Source organism: Bradyrhizobium sp. AZCC 1610 (assembly GCF_036924515.1).
Lineage (GTDB): Bacteria > Pseudomonadota > Alphaproteobacteria > Rhizobiales > Xanthobacteraceae > Bradyrhizobium.
Genome location: NZ_JAZHRR010000001.1, coordinates 7,437,583 through 7,455,861, shown reverse-complemented (window position 1 = coordinate 7,455,861; position 18,279 = coordinate 7,437,583). Strand labels below are relative to the sequence as shown.

The following is an 18,279-nucleotide window of genomic DNA, read 5'->3' as shown; positions in this document are numbered from 1 at the left end:
TGACCCGCGGGTCCATCAAGAAAACTTCTTGTCGATGGATTGCCGGGTCTCTTGTCTGAAGACGCGCTTCGCGCTTTTGCCCGGCAATGACCCGATAACTTACGCTGCTTCAGCCGCGAGCTTCTTGCCCTTCTCGACGGCTTCTTCGATGGTGCCGACCATGTAGAAGGCCGCTTCCGGCAGGTGATCGTACTTGCCTTCGCAGATCGCACGGAAGCCCTTGATGGTGTCGGCGAGATCGACGAACTTGCCGGGCGAGCCGGTGAAGACTTCGGCGACGTGGAACGGCTGCGACAGGAAGCGCTCGATCTTGCGGGCGCGCGCCACAGCGATCTTGTCCTCTTCCGACAACTCGTCCATGCCGAGAATGGCGATGATGTCCTGCAGCGATTTGTACTTCTGAAGCACCTGCTGAACCATGCGCGCGGTCTCGTAGTGCAGCTCACCGACGACGAGCGGAGAGAGCATGCGCGAGGTGGAGTCGAGCGGATCCACGGCGGGATAAATGCCCTTTTCCGAGATCGCGCGGTTCAGCACCGTGGTCGCGTCCAGATGGGCGAACGAGGTTGCGGGCGCCGGGTCGGTCAAGTCGTCGGCGGGCACGTAGATCGCCTGCACCGAAGTGATCGAACCCTTGTGCGTCGTGGTGATGCGCTCCTGCAGCGCGCCCATGTCGGTGGCGAGCGTCGGCTGATAACCCACCGCCGAAGGAATACGTCCCAGGAGCGCCGACACTTCGGAGCCCGCCTGCGTGAAGCGGAAGATGTTGTCGACGAAGAACAGCACGTCCTGGCCCTGGTCGCGGAAGTGCTCGGCGACCGTTAGGCCGGTGAGGCCGACGCGGGCGCGGGCGCCCGGGGGCTCGTTCATCTGGCCGAACACCAGCGCGCATTTGGACTTCACGCTCGGATCGGGATTTTTCGGATCGGCGTTGACCTTGGATTCGATGAACTCGTGATAGAGGTCGTTGCCTTCACGGGTGCGCTCGCCGACGCCGGCGAACACGGAGTAGCCACCGTGGGCCTTGGCGACGTTGTTGATCAGCTCCTGAATCAGCACGGTCTTGCCGACGCCGGCGCCGCCGAACAGGCCGATCTTGCCGCCCTTGGCGTAAGGCGCCAGCAGGTCGACGACCTTGATGCCGGTGACGAGAATTTCAGCTTCGGTGGACTGGTCTGTATAGGTCGGCGCTTCCTGATGGATGGCGCGCATGCCTTCCGAAACCACGGGGCCGGCTTCATCGATCGGCTCGCCGATGACGTTGATGATGCGGCCGAGCGTGCCGGCGCCGACCGGCACCATGATCGGGTTGCCGGTGTCGGTGACTTCCTGACCGCGGACCAGACCCTCAGTGGTGTCCATCGCGATGGTACGCACCGTGGATTCGCCGAGATGCTGAGCCACTTCGAGCACCAGACGGTTGCCGCCGTTCTTGGTCTCGATCGCGTTCAGAATGGCGGGCAGGTGCCCCTCGAACTGCACGTCGACGACGGCGCCGATGACCTGCGTGATGCGTCCGGTCTGGTTGGCGGGTGTGGCCATAAACTCTCTCCTTCGAATTCGTATCTCTAGACAACCGTCAGTTTGATCGTGCCTGTCGCCGTTACATCGCCTCGGCGCCGGAGATGATTTCAATCAGCTCCTTGGTGATCATGGCCTGACGGGTTCGGTTGTAAATCAGGGTCTGCTTGCGGATCATGTCGCCGGCGTTACGGGTGGCGTTGTCCATCGCGCTCATCTGCGCGCCGTAGAACGAGGCATTGTTTTCGAGCAACGCACGGAAGATCTGCACCGCGAGATTGCGCGGCAGCAGGCGCGCCAGGATCTCGTCTTCTTCCGGCTCATATTCGTAAGACGTGGGCGGACCAGCATTCGCCGCCGGCGCTTCCACCACCAGCGGAACAATCTGCTGGGCGGTCGGGATCTGCGAGATCACGGATTTGAAGCGCGAATAGAACAGCGTGCAGACGTCGAAATCGCCGGCATCGAAGCGCGCCAGAACCTTTTTGGCAATGTCTTCGGCATTGACGAAGCCGAGCTGGCGAACCGAGCGCAGGTCGACGTGCTCGACGATCTGCTTCTCGAAGTTTCGGCGGAGCTGCTCGTAACCCTTGCGGCCGACGCAGAAAATCTTGACCTCTTTGCCCTGGTTCATCAGCGACAGCGCGCGTTCACGGGCCAAGCGCACGATCGACGAGTTGAAGGCGCCGGAAAGTCCGCGCTCGCCGGTGCACACCAGCAGCAGATGCACCTGATCCCTGCCGGTGCCGGCCAGCAGCGCCGGGGCGCCGGGCGAACCCGCGGCAGCATTGGCGATATTGGAAATCACCGCGTCCATCTTCTCGGCGTAGGGCCGCGCCGCTTCGGCGGCGGTTTGCGCGCGGCGCAGCTTTGACGCCGCAACCATCTGCATGGCCTTGGTGATCTTCTGCGTCGCCTTGGTGGAGGCGATGCGGACCCGCATATCTTTCAGTGAAGCCATTCTTAGTTCACCCCGGCGACCAGGTCCTTGATGACCCGACCGCAAGCCACTCTTTCGTCAGTCCCGGCCAAAAGCGCGAAGCGCGTCTTCGGGCTAAATGTGCCGGGCCTCAACGGCAAATCATCAAGCAAACGTCTTGGTGAAACCTTCGACCACGCTCTTCAGCTTGCCTGCGGTGTCGTCGCTGAGATCGCGGCTTTCGCGGATGCTGTTGAGGATCTCGAGGTGTTTGCCGCGCAACAGCGACAGCAGGCCGTCCTCGAACCCGCGCACCTTGGCGACCGGCAGCGGATCGAGGTAACCGTTGGTGCCGGCCCAGATCACGCAGACCTGCTCTTCCATCTTCAGCGGCGAGAACTGCGGCTGCTTCAGAAGTTCGGTCAGGCGCGAGCCGCGGTTGAGCAGGCGCTGGGTCGAGGCGTCGAGGTCGGAGCCGAACTGCGCGAACGCCGCCATTTCGCGGTACTGCGCGAGCTCACCCTTGATCTTGCCGGCGACCTTTTTCATCGCCTTGGTCTGCGCCGATGATCCGACGCGCGACACCGACAGACCGACGTTCACCGCGGGGCGGATGCCCTGGAAGAACAGATCGGTTTCCAGGAAGATCTGGCCGTCGGTAATCGAAATCACGTTGGTCGGGATGTAGGCCGACACGTCGTTGGCCTGGGTTTCGATGACCGGCAGCGCCGTCAGCGAACCCGAACCGTGCTCGTCGTTCAGCTTCGCCGCGCGCTCGAGCAGGCGGGAATGCAGATAGAACACGTCGCCGGGATAGGCTTCGCGGCCCGGCGGGCGGCGCAGCAGCAGTGACATCTGGCGATAGGAGACGGCTTGCTTGGACAAATCGTCATAGATGATGACGGCGTGCATGCCGTTGTCGCGGAAATATTCGCCCATGGTGCAGCCAGTGAACGGCGCGATGTACTGCATCGGCGCCGGATCGGACGCGGTGGCGGCGACGATGATCGAATATTCCAGCGCGCCCTGCTCTTCCAGCACCTTCACGAACTGCGCAACCGTCGATCGCTTCTGGCCGATCGCGACGTAGACGCAATACAGCTTGATCTTCTCATCGCCGGTCGCGTTGAGCGGCTTCTGGTTCAGGATGGCATCAAGCGCGATCGCGGTCTTGCCCGTCTGGCGGTCGCCGATGATCAGCTCACGCTGGCCGCGGCCGATCGGGATCAGCGCATCGATCGCCTTGAGGCCGGTCGCCATCGGCTCGTTGACCGATTTGCGCGGAATGATGCCGGGCGCCTTGACGTCGATGCGCATGCGCTTGTCGGCCTGGATCGGGCCCTTGCCGTCGATCGGATTGCCGAGCGCGTCGACCACGCGGCCGAGCAGGCCCTTGCCGACGGGCGTATCGACGATGGCGCGGGTGCGCTTGACGGTCTGGCCTTCCTTGATCTCGCGGTCGGCGCCGAAGATCACGATACCGACGTTGTCGGTTTCGAGGTTCAGCGCCATGCCGCGGGTGCCGTTCTCGAACTCGACCATTTCACCGGCCTGGACGTTGTCCAGACCGTAGACGCGGGCGATACCGTCACCGACGGACAGCACCTGTCCGACTTCGGTAACCTCAGCCTCCTGGCCGAAATTCTTGATCTGGTCCTTGAGGATCGCGGAAATTTCCGCGGCGCGGATGTCCATCAGCCTGCCTCTTTCATCGCGTGCTTGATCGAATTGAGTTTGGTGCGAAGCGAACTATCCACCATGCGGCTGCCGAGCTTGACCACAAGGCCGCCAATGATGGAGGGATCGACTTTCACGTTGAGCGCGACGTCCTTGCCCGTCACCGATTTCAGTGCGGTCTTCAGCGCGTCGAGATTCTTTTCATTGAGCTGCTCGGCGACGGTGACGTCGGCGGTCGCCTCGCCCTTGAACTGCGCCACCAGCGCGCGGAAGGCGCGGATCACATCGGCGACGGCGAACAGCCGGCGGTTGGCGGTCAGGACTCTAAGGAATTTGGCGGAGGTGCCGGAAATTCCGGCTTTGTCGAGCACGGCATTGAGCGCCTTTGCCTGCGCATCTGCCGAGAAAACCGGGCTGCGAACGAGGCGCTTGAGATCGGCGCTTTCGTTCAGCATGGCCTCGAATTTCTCGAGGTCGGCCTTGACCGCGTCGAGCGATTTCTCGTCGCGCGCCAACTCGAACAAGGCCGTAGCATAACGGCCGGACACTCCCGAAACGGACGGATCTTCAGCAGCCACAGACTCGCTCTTTATTTGCTGTCAAACTCGCAAGGGAAAAACCGTCGCCACAAGCAGCGGCGCCTAGCGATCCAAGCCCTTGGAATTCAAGCGGGACTTCGATTTTCGACCGGCACGAGAGATGCCGGGGTCGTTAAAATCGCGGCTTTGCTAACATAGCGAGCGCGCAGGTGCAACATGACCGCGCGCGCGGGCGATGCCTTGTTGCACGTCAATTTTCAGGCCCGGCAGAACGCTGTTTTGACGGAGTTCGGTGCGCCGAATTTTCGGCCCTGGCACCGGCCAGCGATCCGCGCTCCCCAACGAGCGCATCGGTTCCCGTCGTATTTGCATGGCGGCTATGAGGCGGCGCGGCGGAACGAACGAGGCCGATCCGCTCCATTTGCGCATTACTTGCCTAAATCTTCTCGCACCAAAATATAACTGTATTCGTAAGTAATGATGAGTATTGAATTGGTTAAAAGTTCGTTAACGGGCAAGATTACGGAATATCTTTGATTAGTCGACCTCGGTAACAAGATATGTCAGCCCGAGACATTCCCGATCTACTGCCCAATTCATGCCTTATTGCCTGATCAAACGGCACCCACCGAAGTTGGGACGGGGGTCCATTTGCCATGCATGTGGCAATACTATCTGAGGGACTAGTTTAATGTTGAATACCAATAATGTGGCGCCGGGAACTCTAACCCGGTCGCGTACGGCGCTCGCCCTGATCGCCGCAACTCTTCTGGTCGGCGCCAGCATCTCCGAGGCTTCCGCCAAATCCAGGCATCATCGCCACCACGCCAGCCATGCCCACAAAGCCAAGAGCAATTGGATGAACGCCAATGCCTCGATGGGTCCGTCGGGCTCCGGGCACGGCTTCTCGGGAAGGGCCTCCTTTTACGGCAATGAATCCGGCAGCAAGACCGCCTCCGGACAGCGCTTCAATCAGAACTCGATGACTGCGGCCCACCGCTCGCTGCCGTTCGGCACCAAGCTCCGGGTGACTCATCGCGGCCAGAGCGTCGTCGTCACGATCAATGACCGTGGTCCCTTCATCAAGGGACGCGTGCTCGACCTGTCCAAGGGTGCTGCGCGCGCCATCGGCCTGACCGGCGCCGGCGTCGGCCACGTCACCGCCGAGGTCGTCTCTTAAAGCGCGCGCGCCTCACGCGCCGTTTTCCGGTCCGTCAGTTCGAGTAAGCGTTGCGTTGCGTAACCGTCGCGGAACTTTCCGCGGCAACATAGGCCTGCCGTCGCAAATGACGGCAGGCCTTTTTTGTTTTGGCGCCGCCGCTCTGGCCACGACGGTGGCGGGAGGACCGTGTTAGGTTCCGCCGGAATACAAGTGGCCTTCCACACTTCACTGACGAGATCGCAATCATGAGCCAGGTCAAAACCGTGGAGCAACTGAGAACCGTTCTCCCCGAACCCCGGGAGACCACCAAGGCCAAGATACTTCCCTTCCTGGACGAGCAGGCGATCGACTTCCTCCGGACCTGCCCGTTTGGGCTGATGGCGACGGCCGGCCGCGACGGGCCGATTGAAGTGTCTCCAAAGGGCGACGAGCCCGGGTTCGTCCAAGTCGAAAACGAAAGAACGGTTCTGCTTCCCGAACGGGCCGGCAACAACCTCGCGTTCGGCCTGCAGAACATCATCGAAACCGGCCGGATCGGCATGATCTTCCTGCGGCCCCGGACCGGCGAAACGTTGCGGCTGTCGGGCCGGGCAGAGATCTTTGACGATGCCGAATTGTTGGCCGCACTTGGCAAGTCAGGCCGCCCGGCGCTGCTTGCCATCCGGATCCACATCGAACGGTGCTATTTCCATTGCGCGCGTTCGGTGCTCCGATCGCACCTCTGGGAACCGGAGCACTGGCCGGAAGCCAAGCGCATCTCGTTCGGAAAGATTTTTGCGGCCCGGACCGGTGGCGACGAGGATCAGGCGGCGAAAATCGACGCCTTTGTCGAGACGGGATACACGACCAATCTGTGGTCGAATGGTTGACCGGCACCGCCCTGATTGAACGGTATGGCGCTTACAAAAAGCTCTGCGGATCGACGTCGACTTCGAGCTTGAGATTGCCCTTGGTCTTCGGCCCGGCGGCGAGCCATTCGCGAAGATATTCCGACAGATCGACATTGCGCAGCGACTTCACCAGCAGGCGGAACCGGTAGCGGCCCTTGATGACCGCAAGCGGCGCTTCGGCGGGCCCCAGCACCTGGATGCGCTCGTCGATCGGCGCGATCGCGGCGAGCCTTCGCGCAAAACCTTCCGCGGTCGGGCGGTCGCCGGCGGAAATGATCAGGCTGGCGAGCCGGCCGAACGGCGGATAGCCGGCGCGTTCCCGCGCTTCGATCTCGCTGGCATAGAACGCCTCGCGGTCGCTTGCGATCAGCGCCTTCATCACGGGATGTTCGGGCTGATGGGTCTGCAAATACCCGACGCCGCGGCCTTGATCGCGCCCGGCACGCCCGATCACCTGGTTGAGCAACTGGAACGTCCGCTCGGCGGCGCGCGGGTCGCCATTGCCGAGGCCCAAATCCGCGTCGACCACGCCGACCAGATTGAGCCGTGGAAAGTTATGTCCCTTCGCTACCAGCTGCGTGCCGACGATGATGTCGACGCGGCCTTCGGCGATTTCGTTCAGCTCGCTGCGCATGCTCTCGATCGAGGTGATGAGATCGCTCGACAGCACCATGGTGCGCGCATTCGGAAACAGCGCGGCCGCCTCCTCCTGCAGCCGCTCGACGCCGGGGCCGACCGCGACGAGGGATTCCTCGGCCTGGCAATGCGGGCAGATGTTCGGACGCGGCATCGAGAAGCCGCAATGGTGACAGACCAGGCGCTGACGAAAACGATGGTCCACCAGCCAGGCGTCGCAGATCGTGCAGGCAAAGCGATGGCCGCAAGCCCGGCATAGCGTCAGCGGCGCGTAGCCGCGGCGGTTGAGGAACAATAGCGCCTGTTCACGTTTCTCGATCGCGAACTGAATCTGTTCGGCGAGCGGCGGCGAGATGAAGCGGCCGCGCGGTGGCGGGGCGCGGCGCAGATCGATCGCCTCGATATGCGGCATGTGCTGGCCGCCGAACCGCGACGGCAGCGCGACGCGCTGATAACGGCCCTTGCGCGCGTTGACTTCGGTTTCGACCGATGGCGTCGCGGACGCCAGCACGATTGGAATTTTGGCGATATGCGCCCGCACCACCGCCATGTCGCGGGCGTGGTAATGCGCGCCATCATCCTGCTTGTAGGCCTGGTCGTGCTCCTCATCGACGATGATCAAGCCCAGATCGGCATAGGGCAGAAACAGTGCCGAGCGCGCGCCGACCACGACCGGCGCTTCGCCGGCTGCAATCGCGGCCCAATTGCGCTGCCGCGTCCGCGGCGTCAGTTCGGAATGCCACTCGATCGGACGCACGCCGAAACGTTGCGCAAAGCGGTCGAGGAACTGTCCGGTCAGCGCGATCTCCGGCATCAGGATCAGCGTCTGCTTGCCGCGCCGAATGACTTCCGCAATCGCCTCGAAATAGACCTCGGTCTTGCCCGAACCGGTGACGCCGTCGAGCAGCGCGACGTGAAAGCTGCCATTGGCCGCGAGCGCACGCATCGCATCCACCGCGGTGCGCTGCTGACTTGAAAATTCCGGCTGCGCGAAGGATGGATCGGGCGCCGGCGGCGCCAGCGGCGGCGGCATCGCCTCGACGACAAGCGTCCCCTCGTCGACCAGACCTTCGATCACGCCGGCGCTGACGCCGGCTTCCCGCGCGGCTTCGGACTTGCCGTGCAGCAGGCCGTCCGACAGCACTTCGATCAGCCGGCGCCGCGCCGGCGTCAAGCGCCGTGGCGGCTCGCCCACCAGCCGCACGCCGAGCCGCATTCGCTCGGGCCCGAGATTTTCGCCCATCCGCAGGGACATGCGCAGCACCATGCCGCGCGCCGACAGGGTGTAATTGGCGACCCAATCGACGAGGCTGCGCAGCTCCTCCTTTAACGGCGGCACGTCGAGCTTTTCGCCGACATCCTTCAGGCGGTTGTGCAGGCGCGGATCGGGATTGGCGTTCTCCGCCCATACCACCGCCACCACCTCGCGCGGCCCCAGCGGCACGCAGACGACGTCGCCGGGCTTCAGCGCCATGCCGCGCGGCACCCGGTAGGAATAGTTCTGATTGAGCGCGACCGGCACCAGCACGTCGACGACGCGGGTCGCGGATACGGATGAGGGGGTTTCGCGGGTGGCGTGGTCCATCAGGGAATCGGGCTTGAGGTGTCCGGGGCAAGCTAGCGCCGCGCCGCCAAGTTAGCGAACGGTAAACGAAAGAGGTGCGATATAATGGATGGAATCACCGCCTCCAAGGCAGAGGTCATGGTCAAGCAAGTTCCGGCACCTCAACCGATCGAGCTCGACTGCGCCGACGAAGGCTTCGCGCTGGAGATGGCGCGCTGGCTGACGCATCTGCGCGCCGAGCGGCGGCTCTCGCCAAAGACACTCGAAGCCTACGCCCGCGACCTCCGCCAATGCCTCATTTTCCTCACCGAGCACTGGGGGACCCGGGTCACGCTGAAGCGGTTTGCGGCGCTGGAAGCCACCGACATCAGGGCCTTCATGGCGATGCGCCGCGCCGACGACATTGCCGGGCGCTCGCTGATGCGGGCGCTGGCGGGCTTGCGTTCATTCGGCCGTTATCTCGAACGCGAGGGCAAAGGCAAGGTCGGCGCCCTGTCCGCCATCCGCGCGCCCAAGGTGGCAAAGAGCCTGCCGAAGCCGATCCAGATGGCCGCCGCCAAGCGTTTTGCGGATGCCGACGAGCGCGCCGGCGAGGAGCGCGACCCCTGGATCTGGGCGCGCGACGCCGCTGTGATGGCGCTGCTCTATGGTTCGGGCCTGCGCATCTCGGAGGCGCTGGGGCTGAAACGGCGCGACGTGCCCAAACCGGGCGAAGGCGATGTCATCATCGTCACCGGCAAGGGCAACAAGACGCGGATGGTGCCGGTGCTGCAAAACGTACTGGCCCTGATCGCCGATTACGTTGCGATGTGCCCGCATTCGCTTCCCCCGGCCGGTCCAATTTTTGTCGGCGCGCGCGGCGGACCGCTTTCGCCGCGCATCATCCAGCTCACCATGGAGCGGCTCCGCGGCGCGCTCGGCCTGCCCGACAGCGCCACCCCGCATGCGCTGCGGCATTCCTTCGCGACCCATCTGCTCAGCCGCGGCGGCGATTTGCGCGCGATCCAGGAACTGCTCGGCCACGCCTCGCTCTCGACCACGCAGATCTATACCGGCATCGACAGCGAACGGCTGCTGGAAGTGTACAAGAGCGCGCACCCGCGGAGATGAACGCCCGCACACTCCGCCGACACACTCCCGTCACATCGATAGCCTCTTAAGCTAACCTCTTGCGCTCGCATTGCGGTTCGGCAATCGTGCGCCGTCAATTTGCAGGAGGGGAATCATGGGCGCACATGAAAGCATGGAGCATGCGGAGCATGCCGAGCACGCTTCAGGCTCGAACAAGAAGATCGCGTTGCTGATCGCCGTGATCGCCTTGTTTCTGGCGCTGTCGGAAACGCTGGGCAAGGGCGCGCAAACCGAAGCCATCAGCAAGAATGTCGAGGCCTCGAACCTGTGGGCGTTCTTCCAGGCCAAGAGCATCCGCCGCACCACGGTTCAAGCCACGGCGGAGCACGCCAAGCTCAGCTTGGGCACCATCGGCGATGATGCTGCGAAAGCGGCCTTGCAAAAGCAGATCGACGACTGGAACAAGACCGCGGCGCGCTACCGTTCGGAGCCGGAGACCGGGGAGGGTTCAGAACAGCTCGCCGCACGCGCCAAGCATGCCGAGCACGAGCGCGACCTCGCTACCGCAAAGTATCACCACTACGAAATCGCCTCGGCCGCCTTCCAGATCGGCATCGTGCTGGCGTCCGCCACCATCATCACCGGCATGATCGTGCTGGCCTGGGTATCAGGCGCACTGGCGGTCGCAGGCATCGCGATCACCGCGCTTGGCCTCTACGCGCCGCATCTCTTGCATCTGCATTGAACTTTCGCGGAGCGGTTAGCAACGCGCTCTCCTGTCATGCCCCGCTTTAAGCGGGGCATCCAGTACGCCGCGGCTTCTCGACTCAAGCACTACTGTCTCTGGGATACTGGATCGGCCCGTCTTCGAGCCGGGCGATGACAAGAGAGGAGCGTCACCGCGCTTCGTGCACGCTCTTGCGAAAGCGCGCAATCAGCCGCAGCGTGCGTGACGACCAGCCCTCGCCGTCGCCACGCAGCATTTCCCGGATGCGCTGCTTGACCGGCTGGACCAGGGCCGCCGCCTTGGCGCGCATCGCCATGATGAATTCATAGGTCTTCCTGAACCACGCCATTTGCAGGAGCTTCGCGCGCGTCACGTCGAAGATGAACGCGGTGACGCCGACGCCGACGAGTTTGCCGAACACGATGACGACGACGGCGCTCAGCCAATATTCATGCGCCAGCAGCCAGAGGCCGACCAGCTTGAGCGGAAACAGCGGAATCACCGGCACCGCGAACACGATCAGCGTCATCGCCGGCGACAGCGTATCGACGCGACCGGACAGCCATTGCTTGAAGGCGCGCAGCGGGATCAGCGCAACGATGCGCTCGACGATCGGCTCGAGATGATCCCACAGCCAGGCTTCGATCAGGAAGATGACCGCAAGCAGGACCCAGAACGGCTGTAACAGGCGGCGCATCATCGATCGTAATCGCTGGAGCGGAATGACGTCATTGATTGGTCGCTTCGCTCCATCTGTTTGTTCAAAGCATGATCTTTCTGGGAAACCGGATACCCGCTTCTTCATTCATGCTCTACCCGGCAGGCTCCGGGTTCCGATCACATATGGATGGCGCGTTTGCCGGCCGCAAGCGCGGCTTCCTTGATGGCTTCCGAGCGCGTCGGATGGGCATGGCACGTGCGCGCCAGATCTTCGGCAGAACCGCCAAACTCCATCAGAACGCAGGCTTCATGGATCATTTCGCCGGCTTCGCGGCCGACGATGTGCACGCCGAGCACGCGGTCAGTTTTCGCATCCGCGAGAATCTTCACGAAACCGTCAGTGGTCTGGTTGACCTTGGAGCGGCCGTTGGCGGTGAACGGAAATTTGCCTGACGTGTATGCCACGCCCGCCTGCTTCAGCTCTTCCTCGGTCTTGCCGACCGACGCCACTTCCGGCGTGGTATACACGACGCCCGGGATAACATCGTAGTTCACGTGGCCCGCCTGTCCCGCAATGATCTCGGCGCAGGCAACGCCCTCGTCCTCCGCCTTGTGTGCGAGCATCGGGCCCGCCACCACATCGCCGATCGCGTAGACGCCCTTCACGCTGGTCGAGAAATGTGCGTCGATCTGCACGCGCCCGCGATTGTCGAGCGCGATGCCGGCTTCCTTGAGGCCGAGCCCTTCGGTGTACGGCACGCGGCCGATACAGACCAGCACCACGTCGGTTTCGAGCGTCTCTGCCGGTCCGCCGGCGGCCGGCTCGACACTGGCCTTCAACATCTTGCCCGACGTATCAACGCCGGTCACCTTGGCGCCGAGCTTGAACGCAAAGCCCTGCTTTTCGAGCATGCGCTGGAATTGTTTCGCCACTTCGCCATCCATGCCGGGCAGGATGCGGTCGAGGAATTGCGACGACCATGACCTCTGCCCCGAGCCGGCGCCACACCGAGCCGAGTTCGAGGCCGATCACACCGGCGCCGATGATCAGCATTTTTTCCGGCACTTTTTCCAGCGACAGCGCGCCGGTCGACGACACGACGCGCCTCTCGTCGATCTCGATGCCCTTCAGCCGCGCGATATCGGAGCCGGTGGCGATGACAATATTTTTGGTTTCGACCGTCTGCGCCTTGCCGTCACCGCTGACCTCGACCTTGCCGGCGCCGACAATCCTGCCGGTGCCGTAAAGGACGTCGATCTTGTTCTTCTTCATCAGGAACTCGACGCCCTTGACGTTGCCGTCGATGCCCTGCTGTTTGAAGTTCATCATCGCGGGCAGATCGAGCTTTGGCGCGGAGACGCTGACGCCCATCTTGGCAAAGGAGTGCGTGGCCTCCTCGAACATTTCGGACGCGTGCAGCAGGGCCTTGGACGGCATGCAGCCGACATTGAGACAGGTGCCGCCGAGCGTCGCATCCTTCTCGACCACGGCGACCTTCATGCCGAGTTGCGCCGCGCGCACCGCGCAGACATATCCGCCCGGGCCGGTGCCGATAACGACGAGATCGTAGGTAGCCATGATGAAGTCCTGTAGCTGAGAAACGTGTCAGGTATTACCGTCCACCCGAGACATCAAGGATGGCGCTGGTGACGTAGGACGCCTCGTCCGAGATCAGCCAGACGATGGCGTTGGCGATTTCATCCGCGGTGCCGACGCGCTGCATCGGCACCATGTGCGCCAGCCGGTGCGCGCGGTCGGGTTCGCCGCCGGAAGCATGAATCTCGGTATCGATCAGCCCGGGCCGGATCGCGGCCACGCGAATGCCCTCGCCGGCGACTTCATGGCCAAGGCCGACGGTGAAGGAGTCCACCGCGCCCTTGGACGCCGCATAATCGACATAGGTGTTGGGAGAGCCGAGTTTCGCCGCGACCGAGGAAAGATTGACGATGACGCCGCCCTCGCCGCCCTTGCGGGTCGACATCCGCTTCACCGCCTCGCGCGCGCACAGGATGCTGCCGGTGACGTTGACCGCCATCATGCGCTGGATGCGCTCAGCCGACATGTCCTCGACCCGCGCCGAGGGCCCGACGATGCCGGCATTGTTGACGAGCGCGCCGAGCGTTCCGAATTCGTCGGCAGCGGCAAACAGCGCGAGAATGTCCGCCTCGCTGCCGACGTCGCATTTCACGGCAATCGCCTTGCCGTTCTTGCGCTCGATCAGCGAGACGACTTCCTTCGCCGCCGCCTCATTGCTGGCATAGCCGACCACGACGCGAAAGCCGCGCGCGGCCGCGGCGAGCGCGGTGGCGCGGCCGATGCCGCGGCTACCGCCGGTGATCACAACAACCTTGTCCGTCACATCAGCCCCCACAAGTCGGCGCGCATCGATCCATGGCTCGCAGCGCCGGCCTTTCGCACCGGCGCGGGCAAAGCCGGTGGCGTTAGAGATCCAGCACCAGGCGTGCTGGGTCTTCCAGGCTTTCCTTGACACGCACCAGGAAGGTCACCGCCTCCTTGCCGTCGATCACGCGGTGATCGTAGGACAGCGCCAGATACATCATCGGGCGCACCTCGATCTTGCCGCCGACCACCATCGGCCGCTCCTGGATCTTGTGCATGCCGAGGATGGCGGACTGCGGTGCGTTCAGGATCGGCGTCGACATCAGCGAACCGTAGATGCCGCCATTGGTGATGGTGAAGGTGCCGCCCTGCATCTCGTCGATCTTGAGCTGGCCATCGCGGGCTCGGCGGCCGAAATCGGCGATCGACTTTTCGATGTCGGAGATCGACTTGTGGTCGCAGTCGCGCACCACGGGCACGACCAGGCCCTTGTCGGTGCCGACGGCGACGCCGATGTGGTAGTAGTTCTTGTAGATCAAATCGGTGCCGTCGATCTCGGCATTGACGGCCGGGATGTCCTTCAGCGCCTGCACGACGGCCTTGGTGAAGAAGCCCATGAAGCCGAGCTTGCTGCCATGCTTCTTCTCAAACACATCCTTGTATTGTGTGCGCATCGCCATGATGTGGGTCATGTCGACCTCGTTGAAGGTTGTCAGCATCGCCGCCGTGTTCTGCACGTCCTTCAGCCGCCGCGCGATGGTCTGGCGCAGCCGCGTCATCTTCACGCGCTCCTCCCGCGCCGCGTCGTCGGCCGGCGAAGGCGCCCGCACCTGCACCGATGCCGCCGGCTGATTGACCGGGGTCGGCGCGGACGCCGCCTTCTCGATCGCTGCCAGCATGTCGCCCTTGGTGACGCGGCCGTCCTTGCCGGAGCCCGGAACGGTCGCGGTATCGATGCCGCTCTCAGTGGAGAGTTTTCGAACCGACGGCGCCAGCGGCGCATCCGATGCCGCAGCCTTCGGAGCCGCAGCAGGCGCGGCGGCTGCGGGCGCTGCAGCCGGGGCGGCGGCCCTGGCGGGCGCGGCCGACTTGGCGCCACCGGCCGCACCGACATTGATCTGCCCAAGCAGCGCGCCGACGGCGACGGTCTCGCCGTCCTTGGCTGCGATCTCGCCGAGCACGCCGGCAGACGGCGCCGGCACCTCGATGGTGACCTTGTCGGTCTCAAGCTCGACCAGGGGCTCGTCCACCGCGACGGCGTCGCCGGCTTTCTTGAACCAGCGGCCGATGGTGGCTTCCGTCACGGACTCGCCGAGCGTCGGAACACGAATTTCAGTCATGGTATGGTTTCCTCAGTAACCTTTAGCAGTCTCAAATTCCAAGGCTGTCATCGCCCGCGAATGCGGGCGATCCAGTACGCCGGGACGGTCGTGATCGAACTTTAGTGGCGCGGCGTACTGGATGCCCCGCCTTCGCGGGGCATGACGAATGGTGATTTCCTAGTTCAGCGCCTCATCCAGCATCGCCTTGAGCTGCGCCTGGTGCTTCGACATCAAACCGGTGGCGGTTGCGGCCGAGGCGGCGCGGCCGGCGTAACGCGGACGCCTGTTCGGCGCATGGATCTGGTTCAGCACCCATTCGAGATAGGGCTCGATGAAGTGCCACGCGCCCATGTTGCGCGGCTCTTCCTGGCACCAAACCACTTCGGCGTTCTTGAAGCGGGCGAGCTCGTGCACCAGCGCCTTCAGCGGCACCGGATAAAGCTGCTCGACGCGCATGATGTAGATGTCGTCGATGCCGCGCTTTTCGCGCTCCTCATAGAGATCGTAATAGACCTTGCCCGAGCACAGCACGACGCGGCGGATACTGTCGTCCGGCGTGAGCTTGATCTTCTCGTCGGGCAGCATCTGGGCGTCATCGTACAGGATGCGGTGGAAGGTGGTGTCCGCCGCCAGCTCGTCGAGCTGCGAGACCGCGCGCTTGTGCCGCAACAGCGACTTCGGCGTCATCAGGATCAGGGGTTTACGGATTTCGCGATGCAGCTGGCGCCGCAGCACGTGGAAGTAATTCGCAGGCGTAGTGGGATATACCACCTGCATGTTGTCTTCGGCGCACATCTGCAGGAAACGCTCGAGCCGCGCCGAAGAATGCTCCGGTCCCTGCCCTTCATAGCCATGCGGCAGCAAGCAGACGAGGCCGGACATGCGCAGCCATTTGCGCTCGCCCGACGAGATGAACTGGTCGAACAGCACCTGCGCGCCGTTGGCGAAGTCGCCGAACTGCGCTTCCCACATCGCCAGCGCCTTCGGCTCGGCCAGCGAATAGCCGTACTCGAAGCCGAGCACCGCCTCTTCGGACAATAGCGAGTTGATGACCTCGTAATGACCCTGGTCGTGGCCGAGATGGTTGAACGGCGTGTAGCGGCTCTCGTCTTCCTGGTCGATCAGCACCGAATGGCGCTGCGAGAAGGTGCCGCGCTCGGAATCCTGTCCCGACAGCCGGACGTGACGGCCTTCCTGCAGCAGCGTGCAGAACGCCAGCGCCTCGCCGGTCGCCCAGTCGATGCCGACGCCGTTGTCGATCGCTTTGGCGCGGTTTTCCAGGAAGCGCTGGATGGTGCGGTGAACCCGGAAGCCGTCCGGCACCTTGGTGATCTTGCGCCCGATATCCTTGAGGATGTTGACATCGACGCCGGTGACGCCGCGGCGGGCCTCCTCTTCCTGATCGGCCGACTTGAAGCCGGCCCACTTGCCATCGAGCCAGTCAGCCTTGTTGGGCTTGTAGCCGGAGCCCGCCTCGAGCTCGGCATCGAGCCGCGCGCGCCAGTCGGCCTTGGCCTTCTCGACCTCGCCCTCGGTCATCACGCCGTCGGCGATCAGCCGCCTGGCGTAGATTTCCAGCGTCGACGGGTGCGAAGCGATGCGCTTGTACATCACCGGCTGGGTGAACGCGGGCTCGTCGCCCTCGTTGTGGCCATGGCGGCGATAGCAGAACATGTCGATCACGACAGGCTTGTGGAATTTCTGCCGGAACTCGATCGCGACCTTGGCGGCGAACACCACCGCCTCCGGATCGTCGCCGTTCACATGGAAGATCGGCGCGTCGATCATCTTCGCCACGTCGGACGGATAGGGCGACGAGCGCGAATAGCGCGGATAGGTGGTGAAGCCGATCTGGTTGTTGACGATGAAATGCAGCGAGCCGCCGGTGCGGTAGCCCTTCAGGTCGGACAAGCTGAAGCATTCCGCCACCACGCCCTGGCCGGCGAACGCCGCGTCGCCATGCATCAGCATGGGCAGCACGGAGATGCGCATGTCCGGCGGATCGCCGTGCTGGTCCTGCTTGGCGCGAACCTTGCCGAGCACGACGGGATCGACGATTTCGAGATGCGACGGGTTCGCGGTCAGCGACAGATGGATCTTGTTGTTGTCGAACTCGCGGTCGGACGACGCACCGAGATGGTATTTGACGTCGCCGGAGCCTTCGACCGCGTCCGGGTTGGCCGAGCCACCCTTGAATTCGTGAAACAGCGCGCGATGCGGCTTGCCCATGACCTGGGTCAGCACGTTGAGGCGGCCGCGATGCGGCATGCCGAGCACGATCTCCTTCACGCCGAGATTGCCGCCGCGCTTGATGATCTGTTCGAGCGCCGGAATCAGCGATTCAGCGCCGTCGAGGCCGAAACGCTTGGTGCCCGTGAACTTGAGATCGCAGAACTTTTCAAAACCCTCGGCTTCAACCAGCTTGTTCAGGATCGCGCGGCGTCCCTCGCGCGTAAAACTGATTTCCTTGTCCGGACCCTCGATGCGCTCCTGGATCCAGGCCTTCTGCGCAGCGTTGGAGATGTGCATGAACTCGACGCCGAGCGTCTGGCAGTAGGTGCGCTCGCAGATCGCGACGATTTCGCGAAGCGTGCCGTATTCGAGGCCGAGCACATGATCGAGGAAGATCTTGCGGTCGAAGTCGGCTTCGGTGAAGCTATAGGTGCGCGGATCGAGCTCTTCGCGATCGCGCTGCGCTTCGATGCCGAGCGGATCGAGCTTGGCGTGAAAATGACCGCGCATGCGGTAGGCGCGGATCAACATCAAGGCGCGGACCGAATCGCGGGTCGCCTGGTTGACGTCGGCGGCCGACAGCTCGGCGCCCTTCGCCTGCGCCTTGGCGGCGAGCTTGGCGCCGACCGCCTTCTCGACGGTGACCCAGTTACCATCCAGCGCCGAGGTCAGCTCGTCGCGCGGGGTGAGTGGCCAGTTGTCGCGTCCCCAGGAGGGGCCCTCGGCGTGCTTCTGGACGTCGGCGGGGGTGTCTTTCAGGCTCTTGAAGAATTCCTGCCATTCGGCGTCGACGGACGCCGGGTCCTGCTCGTAGCGGGCATAGAGGTCGTCGATGTAGGTGGCGTTGGTGCCTTGCAAAAATGAGGAGAGAGCAAATGCTGCGTTCGCGTCCTGGCGAGACATGATGGCGTCCTGGTGATTTTCGGTTTGCGCGTAGAAGACGGCGCATCGCCGATCCGGAAACCGGATCAGCGGGATAAAGTACCCCTTACCCTATTTAGTGCGAAACTTCGCCCCG

13 protein-coding genes and 1 pseudogene are annotated in these 18,279 nt (G+C 63.5%); 4 read left to right on the top strand and 10 right to left on the bottom strand.

Translation table 11 applies throughout. The annotated features are described in order from the left end of the window. Positions 1-99: 99 nt before the first annotated feature. The 4 genes from atpD to V1279_RS36490 all read right to left on the bottom strand — a co-directional run bounded on the left by atpD (position 100) and on the right by V1279_RS36490 (position 4,695). Positions 100-1,542: a F0F1 ATP synthase subunit beta gene (atpD, locus tag V1279_RS36505; protein ID WP_334445720.1), complete on the bottom strand. Its 1,443-nt coding sequence runs from the start codon at positions 1,540-1,542 to the stop codon at positions 100-102. A gap of 61 nt (positions 1,543-1,603) precedes the next feature. Beyond that, a complete protein-coding gene (locus V1279_RS36500) occupies positions 1,604-2,482 on the bottom strand; it encodes a F0F1 ATP synthase subunit gamma (RefSeq protein WP_334445718.1) in 879 nt (292 codons plus the stop codon). Between the two features lie 123 nt (positions 2,483-2,605). Beyond that, positions 2,606-4,135: a F0F1 ATP synthase subunit alpha gene (gene atpA, locus V1279_RS36495; protein WP_334445717.1), complete on the bottom strand. Its 1,530-nt coding sequence runs from the start codon at positions 4,133-4,135 to the stop codon at positions 2,606-2,608. Beyond that, positions 4,135-4,695 carry a F0F1 ATP synthase subunit delta gene (locus V1279_RS36490; protein ID WP_334445716.1) on the bottom strand — a complete coding sequence of 187 codons (561 nt, stop codon included), beginning with the start codon at positions 4,693-4,695 and terminating at the stop codon, positions 4,135-4,137. Before V1279_RS36490 ends, atpA begins: the two co-directional genes overlap by 1 nt. 652 nt (positions 4,696-5,347) lie before the next feature. On the opposite strand from V1279_RS36490, the gene V1279_RS36485 reads away from it, so the two are divergent. Both V1279_RS36485 and V1279_RS36480 read left to right on the top strand, forming a co-directional pair. Beyond that, positions 5,348-5,836 (top strand): septal ring lytic transglycosylase RlpA family protein, encoded by a 489-nt coding sequence (locus V1279_RS36485; RefSeq protein ID WP_334445715.1) that lies wholly within the window; start codon positions 5,348-5,350, stop codon positions 5,834-5,836. Positions 5,837-6,063: 227 nt separating this feature from the next. Next, complete coding sequence (locus V1279_RS36480) at positions 6,064-6,687, top strand: MSMEG_1061 family FMN-dependent PPOX-type flavoprotein (RefSeq protein ID WP_334445714.1); 624 nt, start codon at positions 6,064-6,066, stop codon at positions 6,685-6,687. A gap of 31 nt (positions 6,688-6,718) precedes the next feature. Here V1279_RS36480 and V1279_RS36475 read toward each other — a convergent pair whose 3' ends face one another. Beyond that, positions 6,719-8,929 carry a primosomal protein N' gene (locus tag V1279_RS36475; RefSeq protein WP_334445712.1) on the bottom strand — a complete coding sequence of 737 codons (2,211 nt, stop codon included), beginning with the start codon at positions 8,927-8,929 and terminating at the stop codon, positions 6,719-6,721. A gap of 117 nt (positions 8,930-9,046) precedes the next feature. Here V1279_RS36475 and V1279_RS36470 point away from each other — a divergent pair, with 117 nt between their 5' ends. Further along, on the top strand, positions 9,047-10,018 hold the full coding sequence (locus V1279_RS36470) for a tyrosine recombinase XerC (protein ID WP_334446741.1): 972 nt from the start codon (positions 9,047-9,049) through the stop codon (positions 10,016-10,018). Positions 10,019-10,133: 115 nt separating this feature from the next. Beyond that, a complete protein-coding gene (locus V1279_RS36465; protein WP_334445710.1) occupies positions 10,134-10,724 on the top strand; it encodes a DUF4337 domain-containing protein in 591 nt (196 codons plus the stop codon). Between the two features lie 151 nt (positions 10,725-10,875). Here V1279_RS36465 and V1279_RS36460 read toward each other — a convergent pair whose 3' ends face one another. From V1279_RS36460 to V1279_RS36440, 5 genes and pseudogenes are all read right to left on the bottom strand, one after another. Next, positions 10,876-11,406, bottom strand: a complete 531-nt coding sequence (locus V1279_RS36460) for a hypothetical protein (protein WP_334445709.1) — start codon at positions 11,404-11,406, stop codon at positions 10,876-10,878. A gap of 137 nt (positions 11,407-11,543) precedes the next feature. Then, positions 11,544-12,945, bottom strand: a pseudogene (gene lpdA / locus V1279_RS36455) (dihydrolipoyl dehydrogenase). A 34-nt stretch (positions 12,946-12,979) separates the two neighbouring features. Beyond that, complete coding sequence (locus tag V1279_RS36450; RefSeq protein WP_334445707.1) at positions 12,980-13,726, bottom strand: SDR family oxidoreductase; 747 nt, start codon at positions 13,724-13,726, stop codon at positions 12,980-12,982. 82 nt (positions 13,727-13,808) lie between these two features. Further along, the gene (gene odhB / locus V1279_RS36445; protein ID WP_334445706.1) at positions 13,809-15,047 is read right to left on the bottom strand and encodes a 2-oxoglutarate dehydrogenase complex dihydrolipoyllysine-residue succinyltransferase; all 1,239 of its coding nucleotides are present in this window, start codon (positions 15,045-15,047) and stop codon (positions 13,809-13,811) included. Between the two features lie 159 nt (positions 15,048-15,206). Next, a complete protein-coding gene (locus V1279_RS36440) occupies positions 15,207-18,164 on the bottom strand; it encodes a 2-oxoglutarate dehydrogenase E1 component (RefSeq protein ID WP_334445705.1) in 2,958 nt (985 codons plus the stop codon). Between the last annotated feature and the right edge of the window lie 115 nt (positions 18,165-18,279).